Below are 19,667 nucleotides of genomic sequence, written 5' to 3' on the forward strand. Positions count from 1 at the left end.
TGGGCAATCAATGTCATGGGTTGGTTCCTAGTGCGAGGACGGAGCGTCGCCCCAACCATCGGGTCGAATTTCGGCGACCATAAGGCCTTTGGGGCCATTGCCATAGCGCACCAGGACGAACTGACCGGGCCGCAATTCGGTGATGCCGAAGCGGCGCAGGGTTTCCATGTGCACGAAGATATCAGGGTGCCCTCGCCCGCAGACAGGAAGCCAAAGCCGCGAATACGGTTGAACCATTTGACCTCAAGGCGCACCATGCCCGAGGTCGGCTCAACCACAACATGAGTCCGGCGGCGCGGGCATCTGAGCGGGGTGTATGGCTGTTGATTCGTCCATCGAGACGATACGGAAGGCCTGCAGGCCACCGGGCCGGTTGAGCGCTTCAACAACGATCCGGGCACCTTCATGGGCACTTTGATAGCCATCGCGGCGCAGGCAGGTCACGTGCAGCAGAACGTCGGGCATGCCATTGTCGGGCACGATGAAGCCAAATCCCTTGCCGGCGTCGAACCATTTGATGGCCCCGGCAATCTCAATGGTATCAAGCCCGGCATCGGCAGAACTGTTCGCGGTATCGCCGCGCGTCATCGCACTTGTCTCTCGCGGCAAGCCCAAGGGCTCATCGCCGTCGCCACCAGAATTGGCCCCCATCGTCCCACAGCCCTTTTGTACTCGCCCCGCCGCTGCGAGGTACTCCACACTGGACACAGTCTGTCCGATTCAACGCCACTTGTTAAGCATGTCTTAGGATTTTGTTGTGGCCAGCTCCGGTTGCGGCGCAGGAGCGCGCTTGCTAGGCCAGTGGCAACAGCATTCAGCTCGGAGGAAAACACCATGCAATACCTGCACACAATGGTTCGCGTGACCAATGTTGAAGACAGTTTGCGCTTTTACTGCAACGGCTTGGGCCTTGAAGAGGTCAAGCGCACCGACAATGAAAAGGGCCGCTTCACGCTGATCTTTCTGCGCGCGCCTGGCGATAGCGGCGGCGAGGTAGAGCTCACCTATAACTGGGACCCCGAGGAATATTCGGGCGGCCGAAATTTCGGTCACCTGGCCTATCGCGTCAAAGATATCTACGCGCTGTGCCAACATCTGAGCGATATGGGCGTGGTCATCAACCGCCCGCCCCGCGACGGTCACATGGCGTTTGTGCGCTCGCCGGACGGTATTTCGATCGAACTTATCCAGGACGGCGACCTGCCGCCGCAGGAGCCCTGGCTGTCCATGCCCAATACGGGTTCGTGGTAACAGCTGAGCGCTATCGGCTAGCACACTGCTAGCATCAAGGCGTGCATGACTAACGTTTCGCTAACCGTGCTGCTTAGGCTGCGGTTAGCGAAACTGATCGTATTTTAGCAACTTCAGTGACAGGCCTTTTGCCCGTCGCACGAGAGCAAATCTGGTTTCTCGGAAGTCGCCATGTTCAGCCCCCTTCGTTCCATCGCCGCCATCGCTGTCTGCGCCCTGTCGCTGACGGCCTGCGTCCCCATGGCCATGTTTGCCAGCTCCAGTGGCTCAAGCTACGCGAGCAAACGCAATGACTGGGGAACCTATGTCGCGAGCAAGGAAGTCAATGCGCTGTGCCTGTCGCCCAAGCTGCGATTCCTGATCTGGGAGTTCGAGGGGCATTTCGGGCGCAAGGTGATCATGAGTTCGGGCTATCGTGACAGCAGCCACAATGCGGCGGCTGGCGGCGCGGACAATTCCTATCATACCAAATGCATGGCCGCGGACTTCTACATTCCGGGCGTGGACAAGCGGGACATGATCCTGTTCGCAATGCGGACAGATGCCGTTGGCGGGCTGGGTTGCTATCCGGGCCGACAGTTCATTCATGTGGACGTTCGGGACCGTCCACGCGGCTATAATCGGCCGGTCACATTCTCGGGCTGTTAAAAAAGTTCGAATGAGTGCGCAAATGGGTTGCACAACCGAAATGACCCAATTATACGACCGGCAGCGCTTAAGCGCCCTTCGTCTATCGGTTAGGACGGCACCCTTTCACGGTGCAGAGAGGGGTTCGATTCCCCTAGGGCGTACCACTCCTTCTTTCAGGAGGACGGTGCAAATTATGTCGCAGATCCTGTGTATGCGCCCATCGTCTATCGGTTAGGACGGCACCCTCTCACGGTGCAGAGCGGGGTTCGATTCCCCGTGGGCGTACCAGGACCTTTCCCCTCCCCGATTTATCTCTTCCGGCCACACGCTGTTCACGGCGATCTGGCTGGCGCACGGCGTTTTGCGCGCGCCATACCGTTTTTGATTGATCCGGCTTCCACCTGCCTCCGTAGAAGGGCTGACAGGTGTGGAGAAGACGATGTATGCCTTGAGCATGACTCAACCAAAGACCGGGTACCAACCCGGGGCGGTACAGATGGACGATCCCACAAGCCTGCTGCTGCGCGTAGCGCAGTCACGTGACCGATCGGCCCTGGCGGCGCTGTTCAACCATTTTGGACCACGCATCAAATCAATGATGCTCAAGCTTGGCGCCGGCGAGGCGCTGGCCGAGGATCTGGTGCAGGAAACATTTGTGTCAGTCTGGCGCAAGGCGGCCCTGTATTCCAACCAGCGGGGGGCGGCAAGCACATGGATATTCACCATTGCCCGCAATCTGCGGATCGACCAACTGCGGCGGCAATCGAACAAGCCGTATGAGGACCTCGAAAACCTCGAACTGGCCAGTGACGCTCCCAATGGCAGCGTATTGGCCGAACAGAATCAGGTGATCGACCGCGTCACAGCGGCGCTGACCGCCCTGCCAGCAGAACAACAGGAAGTCGTGCGCCTGAGTTTCATCCACGACATGCCACACGCCCAGATCGCCGAAACCATCGGCGTTCCCCTGGGTACCGTAAAATCGCGACTTCGCCTCGCCTATGGACGGCTCCGGCCCATGCTGGAGGACCTACAATGACAGTGAACCACCACCCCGACATTACAACGCTGATGGCCTTTAGCGCCGGTACGCTGGACGAACCCTATGCAGCCGTGATCGCGACGCATCTGGCCATGTCCGAAGGCGGCCGTGAATCGCTGCGCCATATCAACACCATTGGTGGCGCGCTGCTGAACGCCGAACCCAAGGCCGAAATGGCCAAGGGCTCGTTGGACCGCCTGATGGATGCACTTGGCGATGATGATCGCATTGACGTAACGCCGCATGATGAGCGCCAGAGTGATGATGCCGTGCCCCTGCCCCTGCAACGCTATCTGCCCAAGGGTCTCGATGGCGTGCGCTGGAAGTGGACCGGCCCCGGTGTAGCCACGGCAGACCTGGCCTGGGGCAGTGATGGTCGCTCGCGGCTCATGCTGCTGCGCGTGGGCGCTGGCCGCCCTGTGCCCGAGCATGGCCATGGCGGGCAGGAACTGACCCTGATCCTGTCAGGTGCCTATCGTGACCGTTTTGGCGTGTTCGCCAAGGGTGACATTGCCGATCATGACGAAGACGTCGAGCACCAGCCGATTGCCGAGCCCGGTGACGACTGCATCTGTCTGGTGGCTGTTGATGCCAAGCTGACCTTCCGCGGCCGGCTGATGCGCGCCCTACAGCCCCTGTTTGGCCTATGAGTATGCAACCGGGCGTTGCGTGGATCATAGGCGGCGGCTCGGGCATTGGCGCAGCCGTGGCGACCCTGCTGGCCAAGCGCGGCTGGACGGTGGCCATCTCTGGCCGCCGCGAGGACAAGCTGGCGGCAGTGGCCAAGGGCCATCCCACCATCAGCCCCTACCCGCTCGACGTGACGGACACCCCTGCCATCGAGGCGACGGTGCACAGGATCGCCGCCGAACTGGGCCGGATCGACCTGTTCATCTTTGGCGCCGCCGCCTGGCAGCCCATGGATGTCGGCGATTATGATTATGAGAAGTTCGCCAAGGTTGTGGATACCAATTATCTGGGCGTGCTGCGGATGGCCAATCCGGTGATTGCGCAGATGGAGCGCCAGGGTGGCGGCCATTTCTCGGTGATTGCGTCAGTGGCGGGCTATTTTGGTCTGCCGCGCTCGGCGGCCTATTCCTCGACCAAGGCTGGCCTGATCAATCTGCTCGAGACCATGCGTACCGAACTGGCGCCAAGCCATATCAAGGTCCGGATGATTGCACCGGGCTTTGTCAAATCTGAGCTGACCGACAAGAACGACTTCCCCATGCCGTTTCTGATGGAAACCGACGAGGCAGCGAAGCGGATCGTGGACGGGCTGACCCAGTCTGACCGTTTCGAGATCGCCTTCCCCAAACGCATGGTCTGGCTGATGAAGACCGTACGCTGGCTGCCCTATCCGGTGTTTTTCTGGCTCACCAGCAAGATGCTGCCCAAGGATTAGCAAACCGCCATCTGGCGCAACAAAAAGGCCCGCATTCGTGCGGGCCTTTTTATATCCAGTGGTGTGCTACCTATTCTGGGCGGCGGTACTGATAGATGCCGACGTCGATAGAGCCCTCGGCAAAGCCAGCCTCGCAATAGCTGAGATAGTAGACCCATTTGCGCTTGAACTCTTCGTCATAGCCAAGCGGAGCAATCATCGGCCAGCGCTCGAGGAAACGCTCGCGCCAAAGCCGCAGTGTCTTGGCATAGGAGAGCCGGAAAGTGTCGACGTTTTCCAGCACGAGATCGTATTTCTCGCCGAATTCGCGCATCACCGTCTTGGTCAGCAGCATGCCGCCGGGGAAGATGTAGCGCTGAATGAAGTCGGGCCCGCTCTTGTAGCCTTCAAAATCGGCTTCATTGATGGTGATCGCCTGAATGGCGGCGGTGCCACCGGGCTTGAGACGATCATGGACTGTCTCGAAATAGCTGTCCCAATTGTCTTCACCAACGGCCTCGATCATCTCGATCGAGCCGATATGATCAAACTGGCCTTCGGTATGGCGGTAATCCTCGAAGACCAGGGTGGCGAATTCGTCCAGCCCCTGCTTAGCCAGGCGTTCCTGGCCATATTTGAGCTGCTCGGCCGACAGCGTGATGCCGCGCAGATTGGCCTTGTAATCCTTGGCTACGGTTTCGGCGAAGCCGCCCCAGCCGCAGCCGATTTCCAGCACGGAGGAGCCTTCGGTAACCCCGGCCATATCGGCGACGCGGCGATATTTCTCGCGCTGGGCTTCCTCCAGGCTCTGATCACCAGAAGTGAACACGGCCGAGGAGTAGGTCATGGAAGGGTCGAGCCACTGGCCGTAGAAATCATTGCCCAGATCGTAGTGCTCGGCGATGTTCTTCTTGGAGCCCTCAAGCGTGTTGCGGCGCGACAGGTGATAATGCAGATCACCGGCAGCCTTGCGGAAGAAGCCCGGATTGGCCTGCTCGAACATATCGCGGTTCTGCAGGAAGAAGCGGAACAGTGCGGTGAGGTCATCGACCTCGATATCGCCATTCATGTAGGCCGAGGCGAAACCGACCGTGCCGCGCTGCATGGCTTCGCTGAGCACGCGGAAATTGTTCATCCGCATGACGGAGTGGCCGCCCGTTGCCGGATCGCCGATTGTGCGGGTGCGGCCATTGGGAAAAATCACGGTGACGGCACCGTAGGTCGGTTTGCCGATCAGGGAGACACCAATGCGGTCCACCATCCAGGAAACCAGCCGCGTCCACGGCGTTGCGCCAGTATTGCTATTGTCTATTGCTGTTTTGGTCATTGGCCCCAGAGATCCAACTTGTCTACTAAGCTTGGTGTCCGCGCTTGAGATGACGCCGCAATTTTAGCGTCAAAGGCATGCCTTTAAGCCATAGAAGCAGGGCTTCCCAGTGTATGCCCACGACCACCTTAGCTGTCATAAATGGATATGCAAACAGCAGTTTCAACAAGGTGGCGTCGGTCAGCGGGCGGCGTTCGCCGGCGAAATAAGCGGTCAGAATACCCCCTTCCTGGGTCGACAGGGCGATCCCCAGAAAGACTTCCTGATCTGGCGGGCGGACTGAAAAACGATAACTGCCTTCAAGCGTATTGAAGGGCGAAACGAAAAAAGCCTTTTTGGCCTCGTGGTGGATTTCGGGCGCCTCACCGCTCACCGCGGCCGAATAGAAGTGATGCTCGCCAAAGGTGTTGCTGACCTCATAGGCGAGGAATTTCGTGACCCCATCTGCGTCATCACAATAATAGACGGTTATGGGATTGAAGGCGAAACCGAGCAGGCGCGGATAGGCGAGCATGCGGATGCGGGCAATCGGTCCGGCGCCCGCCGCCTCCGCCTTGCGGCGGATGAAGGCGGCAATGGAGGAGCCGTCACGCGGCCCGAAATCGCCAGTAACCAGCGAGACAAGGTTGAATCGATTCAAGGAGAAGAAGCGTAGTTTCTTATCCAGCGCTTCAAGTCTATCAAGATCGACAAGCATGGAGAAAACACGATAGCGCAGCGCGTGGCGCTTGGGGCGCGCACGCTTGTGCACCACGTCGCCGACATAGATGGCGCCGAGGCCGTGCGGTTCGTCGCTGGGGTCTATTGCGCTGCCCACAGGCTCTGGTCTCCCTCTACCCAGTTATGCGCGATGCGATCACGCTGCTGGGCAACCTGCCAGGGCCGCTGCATGGGGCCGATCCGTTCGGCCACTTCGAGCCCGGCCTGCAGGCCGTCTTCGTGGAAACCATAGCCCATCCAGGCGCCGGCGAACCAGCTGCGCTGGGTGCCCTGCACCTGCCAGAGATCCTTTTGCGCGGCGATGGCGCGCGCGTCGAACAGCGGATGCTGGTAATCGGCCTCATACTGCACCGTGCCGGGGGCAAAGTCGCGGTGGGGATTGAGCGTGACAAACAGGTCCGTCTTGGTGGGCAGTGGCTGCAGGCTGTTCATCCAATAGGTCAGGCTGAGGCCATCCTCGCCCTGCCCGCCCCGCAGATAGTTCCAGGACGACCACAAATGCTTGCGGCGCGGCATGAAGCTCTTGTCGGTGTGCAGCACGGCATGGTTGTCGGTAAAGCGGAAGGCGCCCAGCACGTTGCGCTCAGCCTCGCTGGGATCGGCCAGCAGCGCCAGCGCCTCATCGGCGTGACAGGCAAACACCACTTGATCAAAGGGGCGACGGCTGCCATCGGCAAAAATCAGTTCTACGCCATCGGCATGGCGGACGACCGAGCGAATGTCGGCATTGAGCACCGTACCAAACGCGTTCTGGGCGGCGATGCGCTGAACATATTGCTGGCTACCGCCCTGCACGGTGCGCCAGGTCGGGCGATTATTGACCTGCAGCAGCGAGTGGTTGGCGAAGAATTCGATGAAGGTCTTGGCGGGGAAATCGAGCATGCCGCGCGATGGCGTGGACCAGATAGCCGCCGAGATGGGCAGGATGTGATCCTGGATGAAGATGCGCGAATAGCCGAACCGGTCGAGAAACTCGCCAATCGACAGATCGTCCTGACAGGTTGCGATCTGCTGCTCGGCCTTGCGGAAGAAGCGCATGATATCGCTGACCAGCCGCCAATGCTGGGGGCGGATGATGTTGCGGCGCTGGCCAAACAGACCATTGAGATATTCGCCGGAATACTCGCGGGCACCCTCGCCAATCGAGACAGCAAAACTCATCCATGAGGCCGCTGTGGGCACATCGAGGTGATCAAAGAAGGCGGTCAGATTGGGGTAGTTCTGTTCGTTGTAGACGATGAAGCCGGTATCGACGGCAACCTCACCCTCAGGGGTGCGTGCGGCAACGGTGTTGGCGTGTCCGCCCAAGCGCGCATTGCGCTCGAACACGGTAACGTTTTGAGTCTGGGAAAGCAGCCAAGCCGCTGAAAGTCCTGAGATTCCCGAGCCGATAACGGCGATATTGGTGGCGGTCATAGTCGGGCGTGTCTCCGTCGGGGCCTGTGGGATATCTTACGCAGGCAGTAACGGATTGGATCAGGAAAAATTTCAATCAACCCTTGGGCTTAGCCAGATCGGTCAGGCGAAACTGGACCTGCTCGCGCCCCTGGTAGTGATCAATGCTCAGGCTGCCGGCAAAGTGCATGGCCGCGTCGTTGCCGCGCAGCAACGCATCCCCAATGGCAGTGCTGGCGGCGCGGAAAGCAATGGCCTTGAGCCGCGCGCCATCTTCAGAGGTCAGGGTGAAGCTGACATGGCCGCCCTTGCCCACGACCTGGGCGAATTTTGCGCGATGGGCGGGAAAGGCAAAGATCGGGCCTGGATTGCCCGAGCCATAGGGCCCGGCGCGTTCGATATCCTTGACCAGATCAATACTGGCGCCGCGCGCGGTGAGCGCCGCGTCGATCCTGAGCGCGGTGGCGGCGCGGGCGGCGGCGACGTCAACAGAGAGCGTGCTGGCCAGAAAGGCGCGGAACGGGCCCAACTGGCCGGGCTTGATGGTGATGCCCGCCGCCATGGCATGGCCGCCGCCCTTGACGATCAGCCCGGTATCGACCGCCTCGATGACGGCGCTGCCCAGGTCAACGCCGGGCATGGAGCGGCCCGAGCCGGTCCCGGTGCCATCGGCATGCAGGGCAATGGCGAAGGTGGGTCGTTCGAAACGATCCTTGAGCCGCGAGGCGATCAGGCCGACCACGCCGGGATGCCAATTGGCCGAGGCCAGCACCAGCACCGGCGGGCCCTCCCCGCTGCCGATTTCCATCTCGGCGACGGCGACGGCTTCCTCGACGGCTTCGACCTCGATGCGCTGGCGTTCGGTGTTGAGTTCATCAAGGCGGGCGGCAATGGAGAGCGCGTGGTGCTCATCATCAACCGTGAGCAGTTCGGTGCCCAGAGCGGCATTGCCGATGCGGCCGCCGGCATTGATGCGCGGACCGATCATAAAGCCCAGATGATAGGGATTGAGCGGGCCCGAAATGCGCGAGGCCAGCGCCAGGGCAGCGATGCCCTGATTGTCGCCGCGGCGGGCCACTTCGAGGCCGCGCACCACAAAGGCACGGTTCAGGCCAATCAGCGGCACCACATCGCACACCGTGCCCAGCGCCACGATGTCGAGCAGCTTGAGCAGATCGGGCAGGCCGGTATCGCCGCGCAGACGCAGCACGCGATTGACCGCCACCAGCACCATGAAGGTGACGCCGGCAGCGCAGAGATAGCCGAGCCCGGAGATATCGTCGGGCCGGTTGGGATTGACCAGGGCTGTGGCGTCGGGCAGCTCGTGATCGGCCAGATGATGGTCAATCACCAGCACATCGGCGCCACGCTCACGGGCATGGGCGATGGGCTTGTCGCTGGTGGTGCCGCAGTCGAGCGTGATGATCAGGGTGGCGCCGGCATCGATCAGCTTGTCCATGGCCGCGATATTGGGGCCATAGCCTTCAAAGATGCGGTCGGGGATGTGGACCTGCGGTTCAATGCCGAAATGGCGCAGATAGCGTGCCATCAGCGCGCAGGAGCAGGCGCCGTCGACATCATAGTCGCCAAACAGGGCGACGGATTCATTGTCGGCGACCGCCTTGGCCAGCCGGTCGGCCAGCGCATCCATGGCGGTCAGCGTCGATGGATCGGGCATCAGCCCGCGTATGGTGGGGTCAAGGTGCTTTTCAGCATCGTCGAGCGCCACACCACGGGCGGCCATCACCCGGGCGAGAATTTCAGAAACGCCGGTGCGCTGAGCGATGGCGGTGGCAATGCGGGTGCTGGCCGAATCCAGTCGGTCCATCCAGGCGCGGCCGGTAACCGAGCGGGAGACGTCGAGGAATGGGCGCGGCGCATCGAGCATGGCTCAGAGGTAGGCGATTTGAGAGCGAGTTGAAAGGGCAAGCTTGGCCTCTCCCGGGCGGGGAGAGGCATGGCGTGTTCAGCGGGCGTGGCGCGCCTTGATCCAGCGCACGGTCTGGCTCCAGGAGCGCATGACGACCGTGCTGGTCTCCACCGAGCGGCGGCGCAGCCGGATGCCGTCGAGCAAGGTGCCATCGGTGACGCCGGTCGCAGCCACCAGCACATCGCCAGCGGCCAGTTCGGTAACGTCATAGATACGGTTGGCGTCAATAATGCCCATTTCGACGGCCCGCGCGCGCTTTTCGGGGGTGTCCAGGATCAACTTGCCCTGCATCTGGCCACCTATGCAGCGTAGTGCTGCAGCCGCCAGAACGCCCTCAGGCGCGCCGCCGGAGCCGAGATAGATATCGATGCCGGTATCCTCGGTGCTGACCGCATGGATCACGCCCGCAATGTCGCCATCGCTGATCAGCTTGACGGCGACGCCGGTGCCGCGCAGTTCCTCGATCAGCGCCGCGTGGCGCGGACGATCGAGCACGATGGCCGTGATCTCGCTGAGCGGGACGCCCTTGGCCTTGGCCAGCGCGTTGACGTTCTCGGTGGCCGTCCAGTCGATATTGACGGTGCCCCTGGGGTATTCGGCGCCAATGGCGATCTTGTGCATATAGACGTTGCGGGCGACGTTGAGCAGGCCGCCTCGTTCAGCCATGGCGAGCACAACGATGGAATCGGGCTGATTCTTGGCGCACAGCGTCACGCCTTCGAGCGGATCCACGGCGATATCGACTTCAGGACCGCTGCCCAGACCCACGGCCTGGCCGATGTAAAGATCGTCGCATTCGTGCTGCTCGCCCTCGCCTATGACGATGCGGCCAGAGATGGCGACGGTATCGAGTTCGGCCTTCATGGCCTGCACAGCGGCATCATCGGCAGCTTTTTCGTCGCCCTTGCCGCGCCATTCGGCAGCAGCGATGGCAGCGCGTTCGGTGACGCGCACCAGTTCCAGGGTCAGGCTGCGGTGCAGATTGGCGGGGGTCTTGGTCCCCTCGACCTTACTGAGCTTCATATGTCCTCCCGGGGCCTGATTGCCCCGGCGGGGCTCAGAGTTGTTCTATCCGGATCAATTGCGGTTCACCCACGATAAACCCGTCAGAGGCGATCTGTGCAAGCGATTCACGCACCGCTGATTCTAAAGTCTGTTGAGTTATCATCACCACGGTACGCGTTGGCGAGCCATCCGGCGCTACAGCTTTGGCACTCAAATCAGACCGCTGGATGACGCTATCGATGGAAATGCCGCGCTCGCCCATGCGGGTGGCGATACCTGCCAGGGCGCCGGGCACGTCCTTGGCACTGAGGCGGATGTAGTAGCCGCCATCATGGGCACGCATGGCCGCCTCGCGATAGGGCAGCAGTTCATCGCTCGGCACGCCGAGCGGCGGCACGCGGGTGCCGCGGGCTATGTCGAGAATGTCGGAGAGCACCGAGGATGCCGTGGGCGGGCCACCGGCGCCGGGGCCAGCAAGCAGCAATTCGTGGACGTGATCGGTTTCAAGGGCAACTGCGTTCATCACGCCGTCGACGCCAGCAATGGCGCTGCCTCGGGGTACGAAAGTGGGGTGAACGCGCTGCTCGATGCCGTCTTCGGTGCGCTGGGCGATGCCCAGCAGCTTGATCTTGTAGCCGAGGTCGGCAGCGACCTGAATGTCGTGCTGGGTAATGCCGGTAATGCCTTCAACCCGGATCTTGTCGGGGGCCAGTTCATAGCCAAAGCAGAGCGTGGCGAGAATGGCGAGCTTGTGGGCGGTGTCATAGCCTTCCACGTCAAAGGTCGGGTCGGCTTCGGCATAGCCGAGCGCCTGCGCATCCTTGAGGCAATCGGCAAAGGAGATGTCCTCATTGCCCATGCGCGTCAGAATGTAGTTGCAGGTGCCGTTCATGATGCCGAACACCTTGGCGATGCGGGCAGACCCCAGACCTTCGCGCAGCGTCTTGATGACGGGTATGCCGCCCGCGACCGCAGCCTCAAAGCCCAGCTGTGCGCCGGTTTCCTCGGCCAGCTTGGCCAGTTCGGTACCGTGCTTGGCCAGCAATGCCTTATTGGCAGTGACCACGGGGCGCCCGATTTCAAGCGCCGCCTTGACCGAAGCCAGTGCGGGACCGTCTTCGCCGCCAATCAGTTCGACAAACAGATCAATGCCATCCGATTTGGCCAGCGCCACGGGATCGTCGAACCAGTCGAGGCCGGTAATGTCGATGCCGCGATCGCGCGAACGCGAGCGGGCGGCAACAGCGGTGACCACCAGCTGTCGGCCAAGCTTCTTGGTGAGCTCGGCGCCATCCTTTTGCAGAATGCTGACCAGTGTCGCGCCAACATTGCCCAGCCCGGCCACGCCAACGCGCAGCGGTGGCAGCGCTTCGCCATCGCCGAACTCCTGCATCGCCTTGAGAATGCGGGTGCGGGTTTCCGAGCGGGGCTCACGGCCCTCGCGCAGATCGAACACGAACAGCGGATCGCCGGCAACGGTGCGGCCGAAGCGGGTCGGCGTCCAGCCGCGTGCGGAGATGAAAGTTTCGACGGCTTGGCGGAAAGACTGGATATCACTCATGGTGGCGACATCTGCATAGGAATATGCCTAGCCGTCAATAGGAGTTTGCCCAGAACCCCATATGATGCGGGCCATACCGCCCTTGCAGTGACGGTATGGCCCGATTTTCAGTGCAGAATTGCCGTGATCAGCCGACCAGCGGTACCACGTTGCCAGAACCCGATTTTGAGCCCAGCAGCTTTTTGACGTTGCGGGCCGCCTGGCGGATGCGCTGTTCGTTCTCGACAAAGGCGAGGCGTATGTACTGATCGCCATACTCACCAAAGCCGACACCGGGAGCAACACCGACACCGGTCTCCTTGATCAGCAGCTTAGCAAATTCGAGCGAGCCGAGATGGGCAAACTGTGGTGGGATCGGCGCCCAGGCAAACATGGTGGCCTTGGGCACCGGAATGTTCCAGCCAGAGCGGGCAAAGCTCTCGACCATGACGTCACGGCGGAATTTGTAGATTTTCCGGATCTCGTCGACCACATCATCGGAGCCGTTCAAAGCCGCGGTTGCAGCCACCTGAACTGGCGTGAAAGCACCGTAGTCGAGATAGGATTTGACGCGCGCCAGAGCCGCAATCAGCCGTTCATTGCCCACAGCGAAGCCCACGCGCCAGCCGGGCATGGAATAGGTCTTGGACATAGAGGTGAACTCGACGGCGATATCCATGGCGCCGGGCACCTGCAACACCGATGGCGGCGGCACATCATCAAAATAGATCTCGGAATAGGCCAGATCCGAGAGGATGAAGATCTCATTGTCGCGGCAGTACTTGACCACTTCGGCGTAGAAATCGAGCGTGGCGGTATAGGCCGTGGGGTTGGCCGGGTAGTTCAGCACCAGCGCGATCGGCTTGGGAATGGAGTGCCGCACGGCCCGGTCCAGCGAGCGCATGAAGTCTTCATTGGGATCGGCGGGCATGGAGCGCACGACGCCGCCGCTCATGATGAAGCCGAAGGAATGGATGGGATAGGTTGGATTGGGGACCAGCACCACATCGCCGGGGGCAGTGATGGCCTGGGCCATGTTGGCGAAGCCTTCCTTGGACCCCAGCGTGGCCACCACCTGGGTATCGGGATTGAGCTTCACGCCAAAACGACGGCCGTAATAGCTGGCCTGGGCCTTGCGCAGGCCGGGGATGCCCTTGGAGCTCGAATAGCGATGGGTCCGCGAATCGAGAACGGTTTCCTGCAGCTTCTTGACGATATGATCGGGTGTGGGCAGGTCGGGATTGCCCATGCCGAGGTCGATAATGTCGACGCCTTCGGCGCGCGCCTTGGCCTTGATCGGGTTGATATGCTCGAACACGTAAGGGGGCAAACGGCGGATGCGATGGAATTCTTCGCTCATGATTTCCTCTGGGGTCCGCATGGGGACCTGTCGTGGGCCGCGACGCGCTCGACAGCGCCAAACCCCATTATGGGGCTGATTATCGCGGAATTATGGTTGTAATCGGGTTAAATGCCCGCTGGGGCGTTTGTGGTGTTCGGCTCTTCCCGGCCCAGCCAGGGCCATTTGGGAAGAGCTAGCGGGCGTTTGCGCCGGCCGCCATGAAGGCGGCCGCAGCCACTGCACTGCCGGCGAGCGAGGCTCCAACCATTGCAACAGTGTACAGAGACTGCATGTCCCTTGCCCTTCGAATGCGATTTTTGTATTGAAATGAGCTATCAATAAAGCCGTTCATAATTCCTCGTCGAGGACTTGTAAATGGCGCGCCGGACGCCAACCTTGGGCTCCATGGCTGCCACACGGTGAGGTTAGACACTTGAAGCGCATTGCCCTTGTCACGATCGGCACGCAGGGCGACGTTCAACCCTATCTTGCTCTGGCCATTGAGCTAAAAGAGCGCGGCTACTCCGTCGTTCTGGGTGCGTCCGAAGAATTTCAGGGCATGGTCGAAGGCTATGGCATCGAGTTCCACACGTTGGGACCATCGATCCAGTCGTTCATGACGCAACAGCGCTTCGAGAATGCGATGAGCCAGTCCATGCTCATCAATGGCCCTTCCCTGTTGCGGCAGGGCCAGCAGATCGTGGACACCGCGGCGCGCCACGCCTGGCAGATGTGTCAGGGCGCCGACATGCTGATCCTGAACATGAACACCAGCTTTGGCATCGACATTGCCGAAGCGCTGCGCATTCCGGCGATCATGGTGGCGCTGCAGCCGCTCAACTCGACCAGCGAATTTCCGCTGTGCATGTATTATGGCGGCGATTTCGGCCCGGCCTTCAACCGCCTGAGCTATACCGCCATGACGGTGCAGCAGATCTATTACAACCTGCCGCGCAACAAGCTGCGGCGCGAGCTGATGGGACTGGATTCGCGCAAGAAGGGTGGCTTCTTCCGCAATACCGATGGCACCTCGCTGGTAACGCTGTATCCCTATTCGCCCGTGGTTTCACCCCGCCCACGCGACTGGCCCAAAAGCGCCATCGTCACCGGGTACTGGCAACTCAAGGACCGCTCCGACTGGCAGCCTTCGGCAGAATTCCAGAAATTCCTCTCCGAGGGTGAGGCGCCGGTCTATATCGGCTTTGGCTCGATGCCATTCGGGGCCGAGCGCAATACCAAGATCCTCAAGGAAGCTGTGGCGATGTGGGGCGGCCGCGCCGTGGTTGCCCGCGGCTGGGGCGGCATCAATCCCAAGGATCTGCCCGACACCATCTTTGCCATCGAAAAGGCGCCGCACGACAAGCTGTTCAAATATGTGTCGGCCGTGGTGCATCATGGCGGCGCGGGCACAACGTCGGCGGGCCTGCATCTGGGCCGTCCGACATTTGTCGTGCCGCAATTGGTGGACCAACCCTATTGGGGCCGCCGCGTCTATGAGCTGGGCTGTGGGCCCAAGCCGGTCCGTCTGCGCAAGCTGACATCGGAAATTCTGGCTGGCGCACTGGGCGATCTGAGCACCAATCCGGAATACCGGCGCAATGCCACCGATGTCGCCGAAAAGCTGCACGCCGAAGAGGGTACCGACAAGGCAATCAAGGTGATTGAACGCGTGATGGCCAATTATGTGCCGCGTACGGTCAAGGCCAAGAAGCCCAAAAAGGTCAAAAAGCCCGTGCTCAAGCGCGTCAGCTAACCTCTAGCGGCGCACCAGGATGGTCGCCGTACCGGCGATCAGTGCCGGGCCCAATACGGCTACTGCAAACCCCATTACCATCGGACCGATACCGGCGTCGAACCACGCCAGGACCAGGAGCCCTGCCCCGGCCAGAAACACCGCGCTGCCTGCGACGCGATGCACGACGGTCCAGGCGCGATCGCCGGCAATCGGCCAAGGCATACGCATGCCTGCATAGGTATGCCGTTCGGCTTCGTAGAGCACCACGCCGAGCAGCAGCAGGGTCAGTCCCAGCCCCAACCCGGTAAAGCGGATCAGATCAAGATCAGAGCCAAAGCCGTTGAGCAGCAGGCCGAGCTGGGTCGCGGTGATGATGGCCAGCACTAGGGAGAGCGCCGGATCAAGGATGTGCTGGGACTTGGCAAACTGGTTCTTGGTGAACTGCCGACCCATGACGAAAAACACCACCAGCAGCAGCACCGACAAGCCCGGTCCGACCGCCAGCGCGATATCGCGCGGCCATTGCCAGAGCGGCGTGCCACCTGACCAGCGGGCGACGAACAGGAAATCGGCGGGCACGCGGAACAGGGCCACGCCGGTAATGGCGAGGGTGACAGCGGCCAGCAGCAGGTGGAAACGGGTAACGAGGCTGTTCATCACGCTCAGATAGGCAAAGGGATCAACAATGTCAGCGTGCGCCCGTCAGAATAATGCGGCCCCGACGCGATCGGGGACCTTCATGGCAGGCTACAGACACGAAAAAGGGCCGGTTTCCCGGCCCTTTCTGCAAATTCGATAATCGCAAGCTTAGCGCTTGGAGAACTGGAAGGACTTGCGGGCCTTGGCCTTGCCGTACTTCTTGCGTTCCACAACGCGGCTGTCGCGCGTCAGGAAGCCGCCCTTCTTGAGGACTGGGCGCAGGGCTGGCTCAAAATAGTTGAGCGCCTTGGAGATGCCGTGACGCACAGCGCCAGCCTGGCCGGACAGACCGCCGCCGGCAACAGTAACGACAACGTCGTACTGGTCGGTGCGCTCGGTTGCCACGATTGGCTGCTTGACGATCAGCTGCAACACTGGACGGGCAAAGTACTTGGCAAATTCGCGGCCATTGACCGTGACAGTGCCCTTGCCTGGCTTGATCCAAACGCGTGCAACAGCGTTCTTGCGCTTGCCGGTTGCGTAGGCACGGCCCTGTGCGTCGAGCTTCTGTTCATGCACGGGTGCAGTGTTGACAGCAGGAGCGACAGTGGTGGTGCCGAGGTCTTCGAGGGAGTTGATGGTTTCAGCCATATTACTTCACCCGCACATTCTTGGAGTTCATCGCAGCGACATCCAGCTTGGCTGGGTTCTGCGCTTCGTGGGGATGCTCGGCGCCAGCATAGACGCGGAGATTCTTCAGCTGCGCGCGCGTCAGCGGACCACCTGGCATCATGCGACGCACGGCGTTCTCAAGCACGCGCTCAGGGAAACGACCCTCGAGCAGATCGCGGGCGGAACGTTCCTTGATGCCGCCGGCAAAACCGGTGTGCCAGTAGAACTTGTGCTGGTCGAGCTTGCGACCGGTCAGCTTCACCTTGTCGGCATTGATGACAACGATGTTGTCGCCCATGTCCATGTGCGGGGTGAAGGTTGGCTTGTGCTTGCCGCGCAGACGCGAGGCAATGATCGAAGCAACGCGACCCACGACGAGGCCTTCGGCGTCGATCAGGATCCACTTCTTTTCGATCTCGCTCGGTTTTGCCGAGTAAGTGCTCATGCTTGAATTCCCTAAATCTCTGGGGTGACCGGCTCTCTCCGGTGGAGAAAGCGGCACGTTCGGTGGTCCGTGTATGGGGGATTCCGCATCCCGTCAATAGCCTTGATTTTATGCATCAAAATCAATGACTTGCAGCAACGGTATTATATTACCGCATCAAATGCAGGGTTTAAGATGCGGTTCGGTCGGCGCGGCGCATGTCGGCGATATAGGCGATGATGACGCCGGCCAGCATGAAGGCCAGGGCCTGATGGCCAACGGCCAGCGAAATCGGCACCGCCATGAGCAGTGTACCAATGCCCAGCACGACCTGCAGCAGCACCAGAATGGCCAGACGCGGCAGCCAGCCATGCACCCCGGCAAAGCCACCGGCGTCGCGCTGCTGATAGAGCATGACCGCGACGTAAGCGACGATGACATAGGCGATGGTGCGGTGAATGAACTGCACGGTCAGCGCGTTCTCGAACAGGTTCTTCCAGCCCGGCTGCATGGCGCCCAGCCCCTGCGGGACAAGCGCACCATCCATCAGCGGCCAGGTATTGTAGCCCATGCCAGCGTCGAGGCCGGCGACAAACGCCCCTGCCCCGATCTGCAGGATGATCAGGCCGAGCAGCACGACGGCCCAGCCCATATTGCGCTGTGGCGCCAGCCCGGTGACGCGACCCGGCTCAAGTGAGCGCGGCACGTAGATCAGGGCAATAAAGAGCAAGGAGGCGGCGGTCAGATGCGCGGCGAGGCGGTATTGCGAGACCGAGGTCAACTCGCTGAGGCCCGAGGAAACCATCCACCAGCCCAGGGCGCCCTGGAACCCGCCCAGAACGAACAGGCCGAACAGCGGCCAGGCCAGTTGCAGGGTGAAGCGCTTCTGCGCCAGGAACACCACGAACGGAATGAGGAAGGCCACGCCAAGCAGGCGCCCGAGCAGGCGATGGACGAATTCCCAGAAGAAGATGACCTTGAAGTCATCCAGGCTCATCCAGCTATTGTTCACTTCGTATTGCGGGATCTGCTTATAGGCATCGAACTCGGCCTGCCACTGCGCATCATTGAGCGGCGGGATGGTGCCCGAGATCGGCTTCCAGCTGGTAATGGACAGACCGGACTCGGTAAGCCGGGTAATGCCGCCGACGACCACCATGAGCAGCACCATGGCTGCCATGGCGTAAAGCCAGATGCGTACCGGGCGAAGCCGGTCACTGGCGTAATTGGTCTGACTGCGTGCGGCATTGTGGACGGTGGTCACGGCATTTTCCCGGTGTCGGTCAACGGGTCAGAGTGGTATGCCCCTAGCAGTTCCCTCGCAATAGGCGCGATGCCGCACATGACGCAGCGTAACCGCAAGTTGATCGGTGTCTTCCTCATCTTGGGGTCGATCATCGCCTGGTTGTCGATCTTTACCTCGGTCTATCTGGCGTTTCCGCCCGATCTGCCGATCTGGATCCTGATGCCGTACTTTATTGTCGCAGGCATGGGCTGGCTCTATCCGGCCATGGCAATTATCCGCTGGATGTCCAAGCCCGACGCCTGATCAGCCGGTCAGCTTGCCCATCAGCGAGAAGATCGCGCCCGTCGCAAAGACATCGACATAGCGACGCGACTGGAAATAGCCGTTGAGCGATACGCGCGGCAGCGCGAACGGGTCCTGGGCATGACGCTTGTAGAGCCCGCCGGGCCGCGTGGTGACGGCCGATGAGAAACCCGATTCCCGCGCCAGTGCGAACTCGCGTGGCCCCGCCGAGAGTGGCCCGCCCAAGGGGTAGGAGAAGTGCGCCGGCCGCTGGCCGAACTGGGCGTGCAGGATTTCTGCCGATTTGCTGATTTCGTTGCGCGCCTGATCAAGCGGCAGTTTGGCCAATTCGTAATGATGGACGGTATGGGCACCGATGGTGCACAGCGACTCGCCGGCAAAATGGCGCAGTTCGGGCCAGTCCATGATCAGGTCACGGCACTGCTGATCCAGATCATAGCCATAGGCGGCGGCGAATTTGCGCAGCAGCGCGATGCGCTCGTCTTCGGGCATCTTGCGCATCTGCCAGTAGAGCGTGTCAAAGGCCGCCTGCTTCTGGCTGGTGGTGCGGGTGTCGACATAGTCGGTCTCGCCATCCACCGTCATGGCTATCGCCTGCTGGCGGCTGATGATGTCCTCAATGGCCTGCCACCAAAGCTCGCCCACCCCATCGACCAGTGCAGTCGGAACATAGAGGGTGAACGGGGCTTCCTGGCGCCGCAGGATGGGCAGCGCGTATTTCAGGTTGTCCTTATAGGCATCGTCGAATGTCAGAACGACGAAGGGCCGCCCCTTTTCGGGTGCCGCGAGGCGCTCCAGCGCCTCATCCATGCTGACAATGTCGATATCGAGATCGCGCAGGCGTTCAATGACATATTCAAGAAAGTTCGGCTCGACCTGCAGTATGGCGTTAGGCGAGAAATCTGCCGGGGTATCGGGCAAGACGCGATGCAGGGTGAAGATCACCCCCCGCGACTGCGACAGCCTGCGCAGCAGACCCGGCAATCCGGACAGCCAGATCAGCTCGAACATGGTGCGGATAACCGCATATTTGGCGGACATCAGAGGCTCCGATCAGGCGGCGACGCGGGTCGCCCCCTGTG

General features: G+C 61.2%; 19 protein-coding genes, 2 tRNA genes and 1 pseudogene. 9 read left to right on the forward strand and 13 right to left on the reverse strand.

The genetic code is table 11. The features are described 5' to 3' along the window. Window positions 1-27 precede the first annotated feature (27 nt). A pseudogene (locus AC0L37_RS10645) lies at window positions 28-588 on the reverse strand (cold-shock protein). 246 nt (window positions 589-834) lie between these two features. On the opposite strand from AC0L37_RS10645, the gene AC0L37_RS10650 reads away from it, so the two are divergent. The 7 genes from AC0L37_RS10650 (at window position 835) to AC0L37_RS10680 (ending at window position 4,328) form a co-directional block, all read left to right on the forward strand. Beyond that, window positions 835-1,251 carry a VOC family protein gene (locus tag AC0L37_RS10650; protein ID WP_212658303.1) on the forward strand — a complete coding sequence of 139 codons (417 nt, stop codon included), beginning with the start codon at window positions 835-837 and terminating at the stop codon, window positions 1,249-1,251. Window positions 1,252-1,422: 171 nt separating this feature from the next. Beyond that, entirely contained in the window at window positions 1,423-1,899 is a 477-nt protein-coding gene (locus tag AC0L37_RS10655) for a YcbK family protein (RefSeq protein WP_269369752.1), read from the forward strand. A gap of 71 nt (window positions 1,900-1,970) precedes the next feature. Continuing rightward, window positions 1,971-2,045 (forward strand) — tRNA-Glu (locus AC0L37_RS10660). A gap of 49 nt (window positions 2,046-2,094) precedes the next feature. Next, window positions 2,095-2,169: transfer RNA gene (locus AC0L37_RS10665), tRNA-Glu, on the forward strand. 208 nt (window positions 2,170-2,377) lie between these two features. Further along, entirely contained in the window at window positions 2,378-2,920 is a 543-nt protein-coding gene (locus tag AC0L37_RS10670; protein ID WP_249327624.1) for a sigma-70 family RNA polymerase sigma factor, read from the forward strand. Then, window positions 2,917-3,573 carry a ChrR family anti-sigma-E factor gene (locus AC0L37_RS10675; RefSeq protein WP_282221162.1) on the forward strand — a complete coding sequence of 219 codons (657 nt, stop codon included), beginning with the start codon at window positions 2,917-2,919 and terminating at the stop codon, window positions 3,571-3,573. Before AC0L37_RS10670 ends, AC0L37_RS10675 begins: the two co-directional genes overlap by 4 nt. Beyond that, window positions 3,570-4,328, forward strand: a complete 759-nt coding sequence (locus AC0L37_RS10680; protein WP_282221161.1) for an SDR family NAD(P)-dependent oxidoreductase — start codon at window positions 3,570-3,572, stop codon at window positions 4,326-4,328. Before AC0L37_RS10675 ends, AC0L37_RS10680 begins: the two co-directional genes overlap by 4 nt. 70 nt (window positions 4,329-4,398) lie before the next feature. Here the strand turns inward: AC0L37_RS10680 and AC0L37_RS10685 are convergent, their stop codons facing one another. From AC0L37_RS10685 to AC0L37_RS10715, 7 genes are all read right to left on the reverse strand, one after another. Continuing rightward, window positions 4,399-5,634, reverse strand: coding sequence for an SAM-dependent methyltransferase (locus tag AC0L37_RS10685; RefSeq protein ID WP_282221160.1), 1,236 nt, complete (start codon window positions 5,632-5,634; stop codon window positions 4,399-4,401). Window positions 5,635-5,659: 25 nt separating this feature from the next. Further along, window positions 5,660-6,451 carry a DUF1365 domain-containing protein gene (locus tag AC0L37_RS10690; RefSeq protein WP_282221159.1) on the reverse strand — a complete coding sequence of 264 codons (792 nt, stop codon included), beginning with the start codon at window positions 6,449-6,451 and terminating at the stop codon, window positions 5,660-5,662. Next, on the reverse strand, window positions 6,436-7,770 hold the full coding sequence (locus tag AC0L37_RS10695; RefSeq protein ID WP_282221158.1) for an NAD(P)/FAD-dependent oxidoreductase: 1,335 nt from the start codon (window positions 7,768-7,770) through the stop codon (window positions 6,436-6,438). Before AC0L37_RS10695 ends, AC0L37_RS10690 begins: the two co-directional genes overlap by 16 nt. 76 nt (window positions 7,771-7,846) lie before the next feature. Beyond that, complete coding sequence (gene recJ / locus AC0L37_RS10700) at window positions 7,847-9,637, reverse strand: single-stranded-DNA-specific exonuclease RecJ (RefSeq protein ID WP_282221157.1); 1,791 nt, start codon at window positions 9,635-9,637, stop codon at window positions 7,847-7,849. A 78-nt stretch (window positions 9,638-9,715) separates the two neighbouring features. Continuing rightward, on the reverse strand, window positions 9,716-10,702 hold the full coding sequence (gene glpX / locus AC0L37_RS10705; protein ID WP_282221156.1) for a class II fructose-bisphosphatase: 987 nt from the start codon (window positions 10,700-10,702) through the stop codon (window positions 9,716-9,718). Window positions 10,703-10,736: 34 nt separating this feature from the next. Then, window positions 10,737-12,077, reverse strand: a complete 1,341-nt coding sequence (locus AC0L37_RS10710; protein WP_269369998.1) for a homoserine dehydrogenase — start codon at window positions 12,075-12,077, stop codon at window positions 10,737-10,739. A 295-nt stretch (window positions 12,078-12,372) separates the two neighbouring features. Then, window positions 12,373-13,584, reverse strand: coding sequence for an LL-diaminopimelate aminotransferase (locus tag AC0L37_RS10715; RefSeq protein ID WP_212658312.1), 1,212 nt, complete (start codon window positions 13,582-13,584; stop codon window positions 12,373-12,375). A 415-nt stretch (window positions 13,585-13,999) separates the two neighbouring features. Between AC0L37_RS10715 and AC0L37_RS10720 the strand changes: the two genes are divergently transcribed. Next, window positions 14,000-15,319 (forward strand): glycosyltransferase, encoded by a 1,320-nt coding sequence (locus AC0L37_RS10720; RefSeq protein WP_269369734.1) that lies wholly within the window; start codon window positions 14,000-14,002, stop codon window positions 15,317-15,319. A 3-nt stretch (window positions 15,320-15,322) separates the two neighbouring features. Here the strand turns inward: AC0L37_RS10720 and AC0L37_RS10725 are convergent, their stop codons facing one another. The 4 genes from AC0L37_RS10725 to AC0L37_RS10740 all read right to left on the reverse strand — a co-directional run bounded on the left by AC0L37_RS10725 (window position 15,323) and on the right by AC0L37_RS10740 (window position 18,300). Next, the gene (locus AC0L37_RS10725; RefSeq protein WP_282221155.1) at window positions 15,323-15,958 is read right to left on the reverse strand and encodes an SdpI family protein; all 636 of its coding nucleotides are present in this window, start codon (window positions 15,956-15,958) and stop codon (window positions 15,323-15,325) included. A gap of 150 nt (window positions 15,959-16,108) precedes the next feature. Further along, window positions 16,109-16,591, reverse strand: coding sequence for a 30S ribosomal protein S9 (gene rpsI, locus AC0L37_RS10730; RefSeq protein ID WP_212658315.1), 483 nt, complete (start codon window positions 16,589-16,591; stop codon window positions 16,109-16,111). Window position 16,592: 1 nt separating this feature from the next. Then, a complete protein-coding gene (gene rplM, locus AC0L37_RS10735) occupies window positions 16,593-17,057 on the reverse strand; it encodes a 50S ribosomal protein L13 (protein ID WP_212658316.1) in 465 nt (154 codons plus the stop codon). 169 nt (window positions 17,058-17,226) lie between these two features. Then, on the reverse strand, window positions 17,227-18,300 hold the full coding sequence (locus AC0L37_RS10740; protein WP_473312827.1) for a COX15/CtaA family protein: 1,074 nt from the start codon (window positions 18,298-18,300) through the stop codon (window positions 17,227-17,229). A 78-nt stretch (window positions 18,301-18,378) separates the two neighbouring features. Between AC0L37_RS10740 and AC0L37_RS10745 the strand changes: the two genes are divergently transcribed. After that, window positions 18,379-18,585, forward strand: coding sequence for a DUF2842 domain-containing protein (locus tag AC0L37_RS10745; protein WP_212658317.1), 207 nt, complete (start codon window positions 18,379-18,381; stop codon window positions 18,583-18,585). On the opposite strand, the gene AC0L37_RS10750 is transcribed toward AC0L37_RS10745, so the two are convergent. After that, a complete protein-coding gene (locus AC0L37_RS10750; RefSeq protein WP_282221153.1) occupies window positions 18,586-19,626 on the reverse strand; it encodes a polysaccharide deacetylase family protein in 1,041 nt (346 codons plus the stop codon). Between the last annotated feature and the right edge of the window lie 41 nt (window positions 19,627-19,667).

It is taken from the genome of Devosia sp. J2-20, from assembly GCF_055808475.1.

Coding starts and splice junctions, on each gene's coding strand:
- AC0L37_RS10650 (WP_212658303.1), top strand. CDS start 835: ATGCAATACCTGCACACAATGGTTCGCGTGACCAATGTTGAAGACAGT.
- AC0L37_RS10655 (WP_269369752.1), top strand. CDS start 1,423: ATGTTCAGCCCCCTTCGTTCCATCGCCGCCATCGCTGTCTGCGCCCTG.
- AC0L37_RS10670 (WP_249327624.1), top strand. CDS start 2,378: ATGGACGATCCCACAAGCCTGCTGCTGCGCGTAGCGCAGTCACGTGAC.
- AC0L37_RS10675 (WP_282221162.1), top strand. CDS start 2,917: ATGACAGTGAACCACCACCCCGACATTACAACGCTGATGGCCTTTAGC.
- AC0L37_RS10680 (WP_282221161.1), top strand. CDS start 3,570: ATGAGTATGCAACCGGGCGTTGCGTGGATCATAGGCGGCGGCTCGGGC.
- AC0L37_RS10685 (WP_282221160.1), bottom strand. CDS start 5,634: ATGACCAAAACAGCAATAGACAATAGCAATACTGGCGCAACGCCGTGG.
- AC0L37_RS10695 (WP_282221158.1), bottom strand. CDS start 7,770: ATGACCGCCACCAATATCGCCGTTATCGGCTCGGGAATCTCAGGACTT.
- recJ (WP_282221157.1), bottom strand. CDS start 9,637: ATGCTCGATGCGCCGCGCCCATTCCTCGACGTCTCCCGCTCGGTTACC.
- glpX (WP_282221156.1), bottom strand. CDS start 10,702: ATGAAGCTCAGTAAGGTCGAGGGGACCAAGACCCCCGCCAATCTGCAC.
- AC0L37_RS10710 (WP_269369998.1), bottom strand. CDS start 12,077: ATGCAGGAGTTCGGCGATGGCGAAGCGCTGCCACCGCTGCGCGTTGGC.
- AC0L37_RS10715 (WP_212658312.1), bottom strand. CDS start 13,584: ATGAGCGAAGAATTCCATCGCATCCGCCGTTTGCCCCCTTACGTGTTC.
- AC0L37_RS10725 (WP_282221155.1), bottom strand. CDS start 15,958: ATGAACAGCCTCGTTACCCGTTTCCACCTGCTGCTGGCCGCTGTCACC.
- rpsI (WP_212658315.1), bottom strand. CDS start 16,591: ATGGCTGAAACCATCAACTCCCTCGAAGACCTCGGCACCACCACTGTC.
- rplM (WP_212658316.1), bottom strand. CDS start 17,057: ATGAGCACTTACTCGGCAAAACCGAGCGAGATCGAAAAGAAGTGGATC.
- AC0L37_RS10745 (WP_212658317.1), top strand. CDS start 18,379: ATGACGCAGCGTAACCGCAAGTTGATCGGTGTCTTCCTCATCTTGGGG.
- AC0L37_RS10750 (WP_282221153.1), bottom strand. CDS start 19,626: ATGTCCGCCAAATATGCGGTTATCCGCACCATGTTCGAGCTGATCTGG.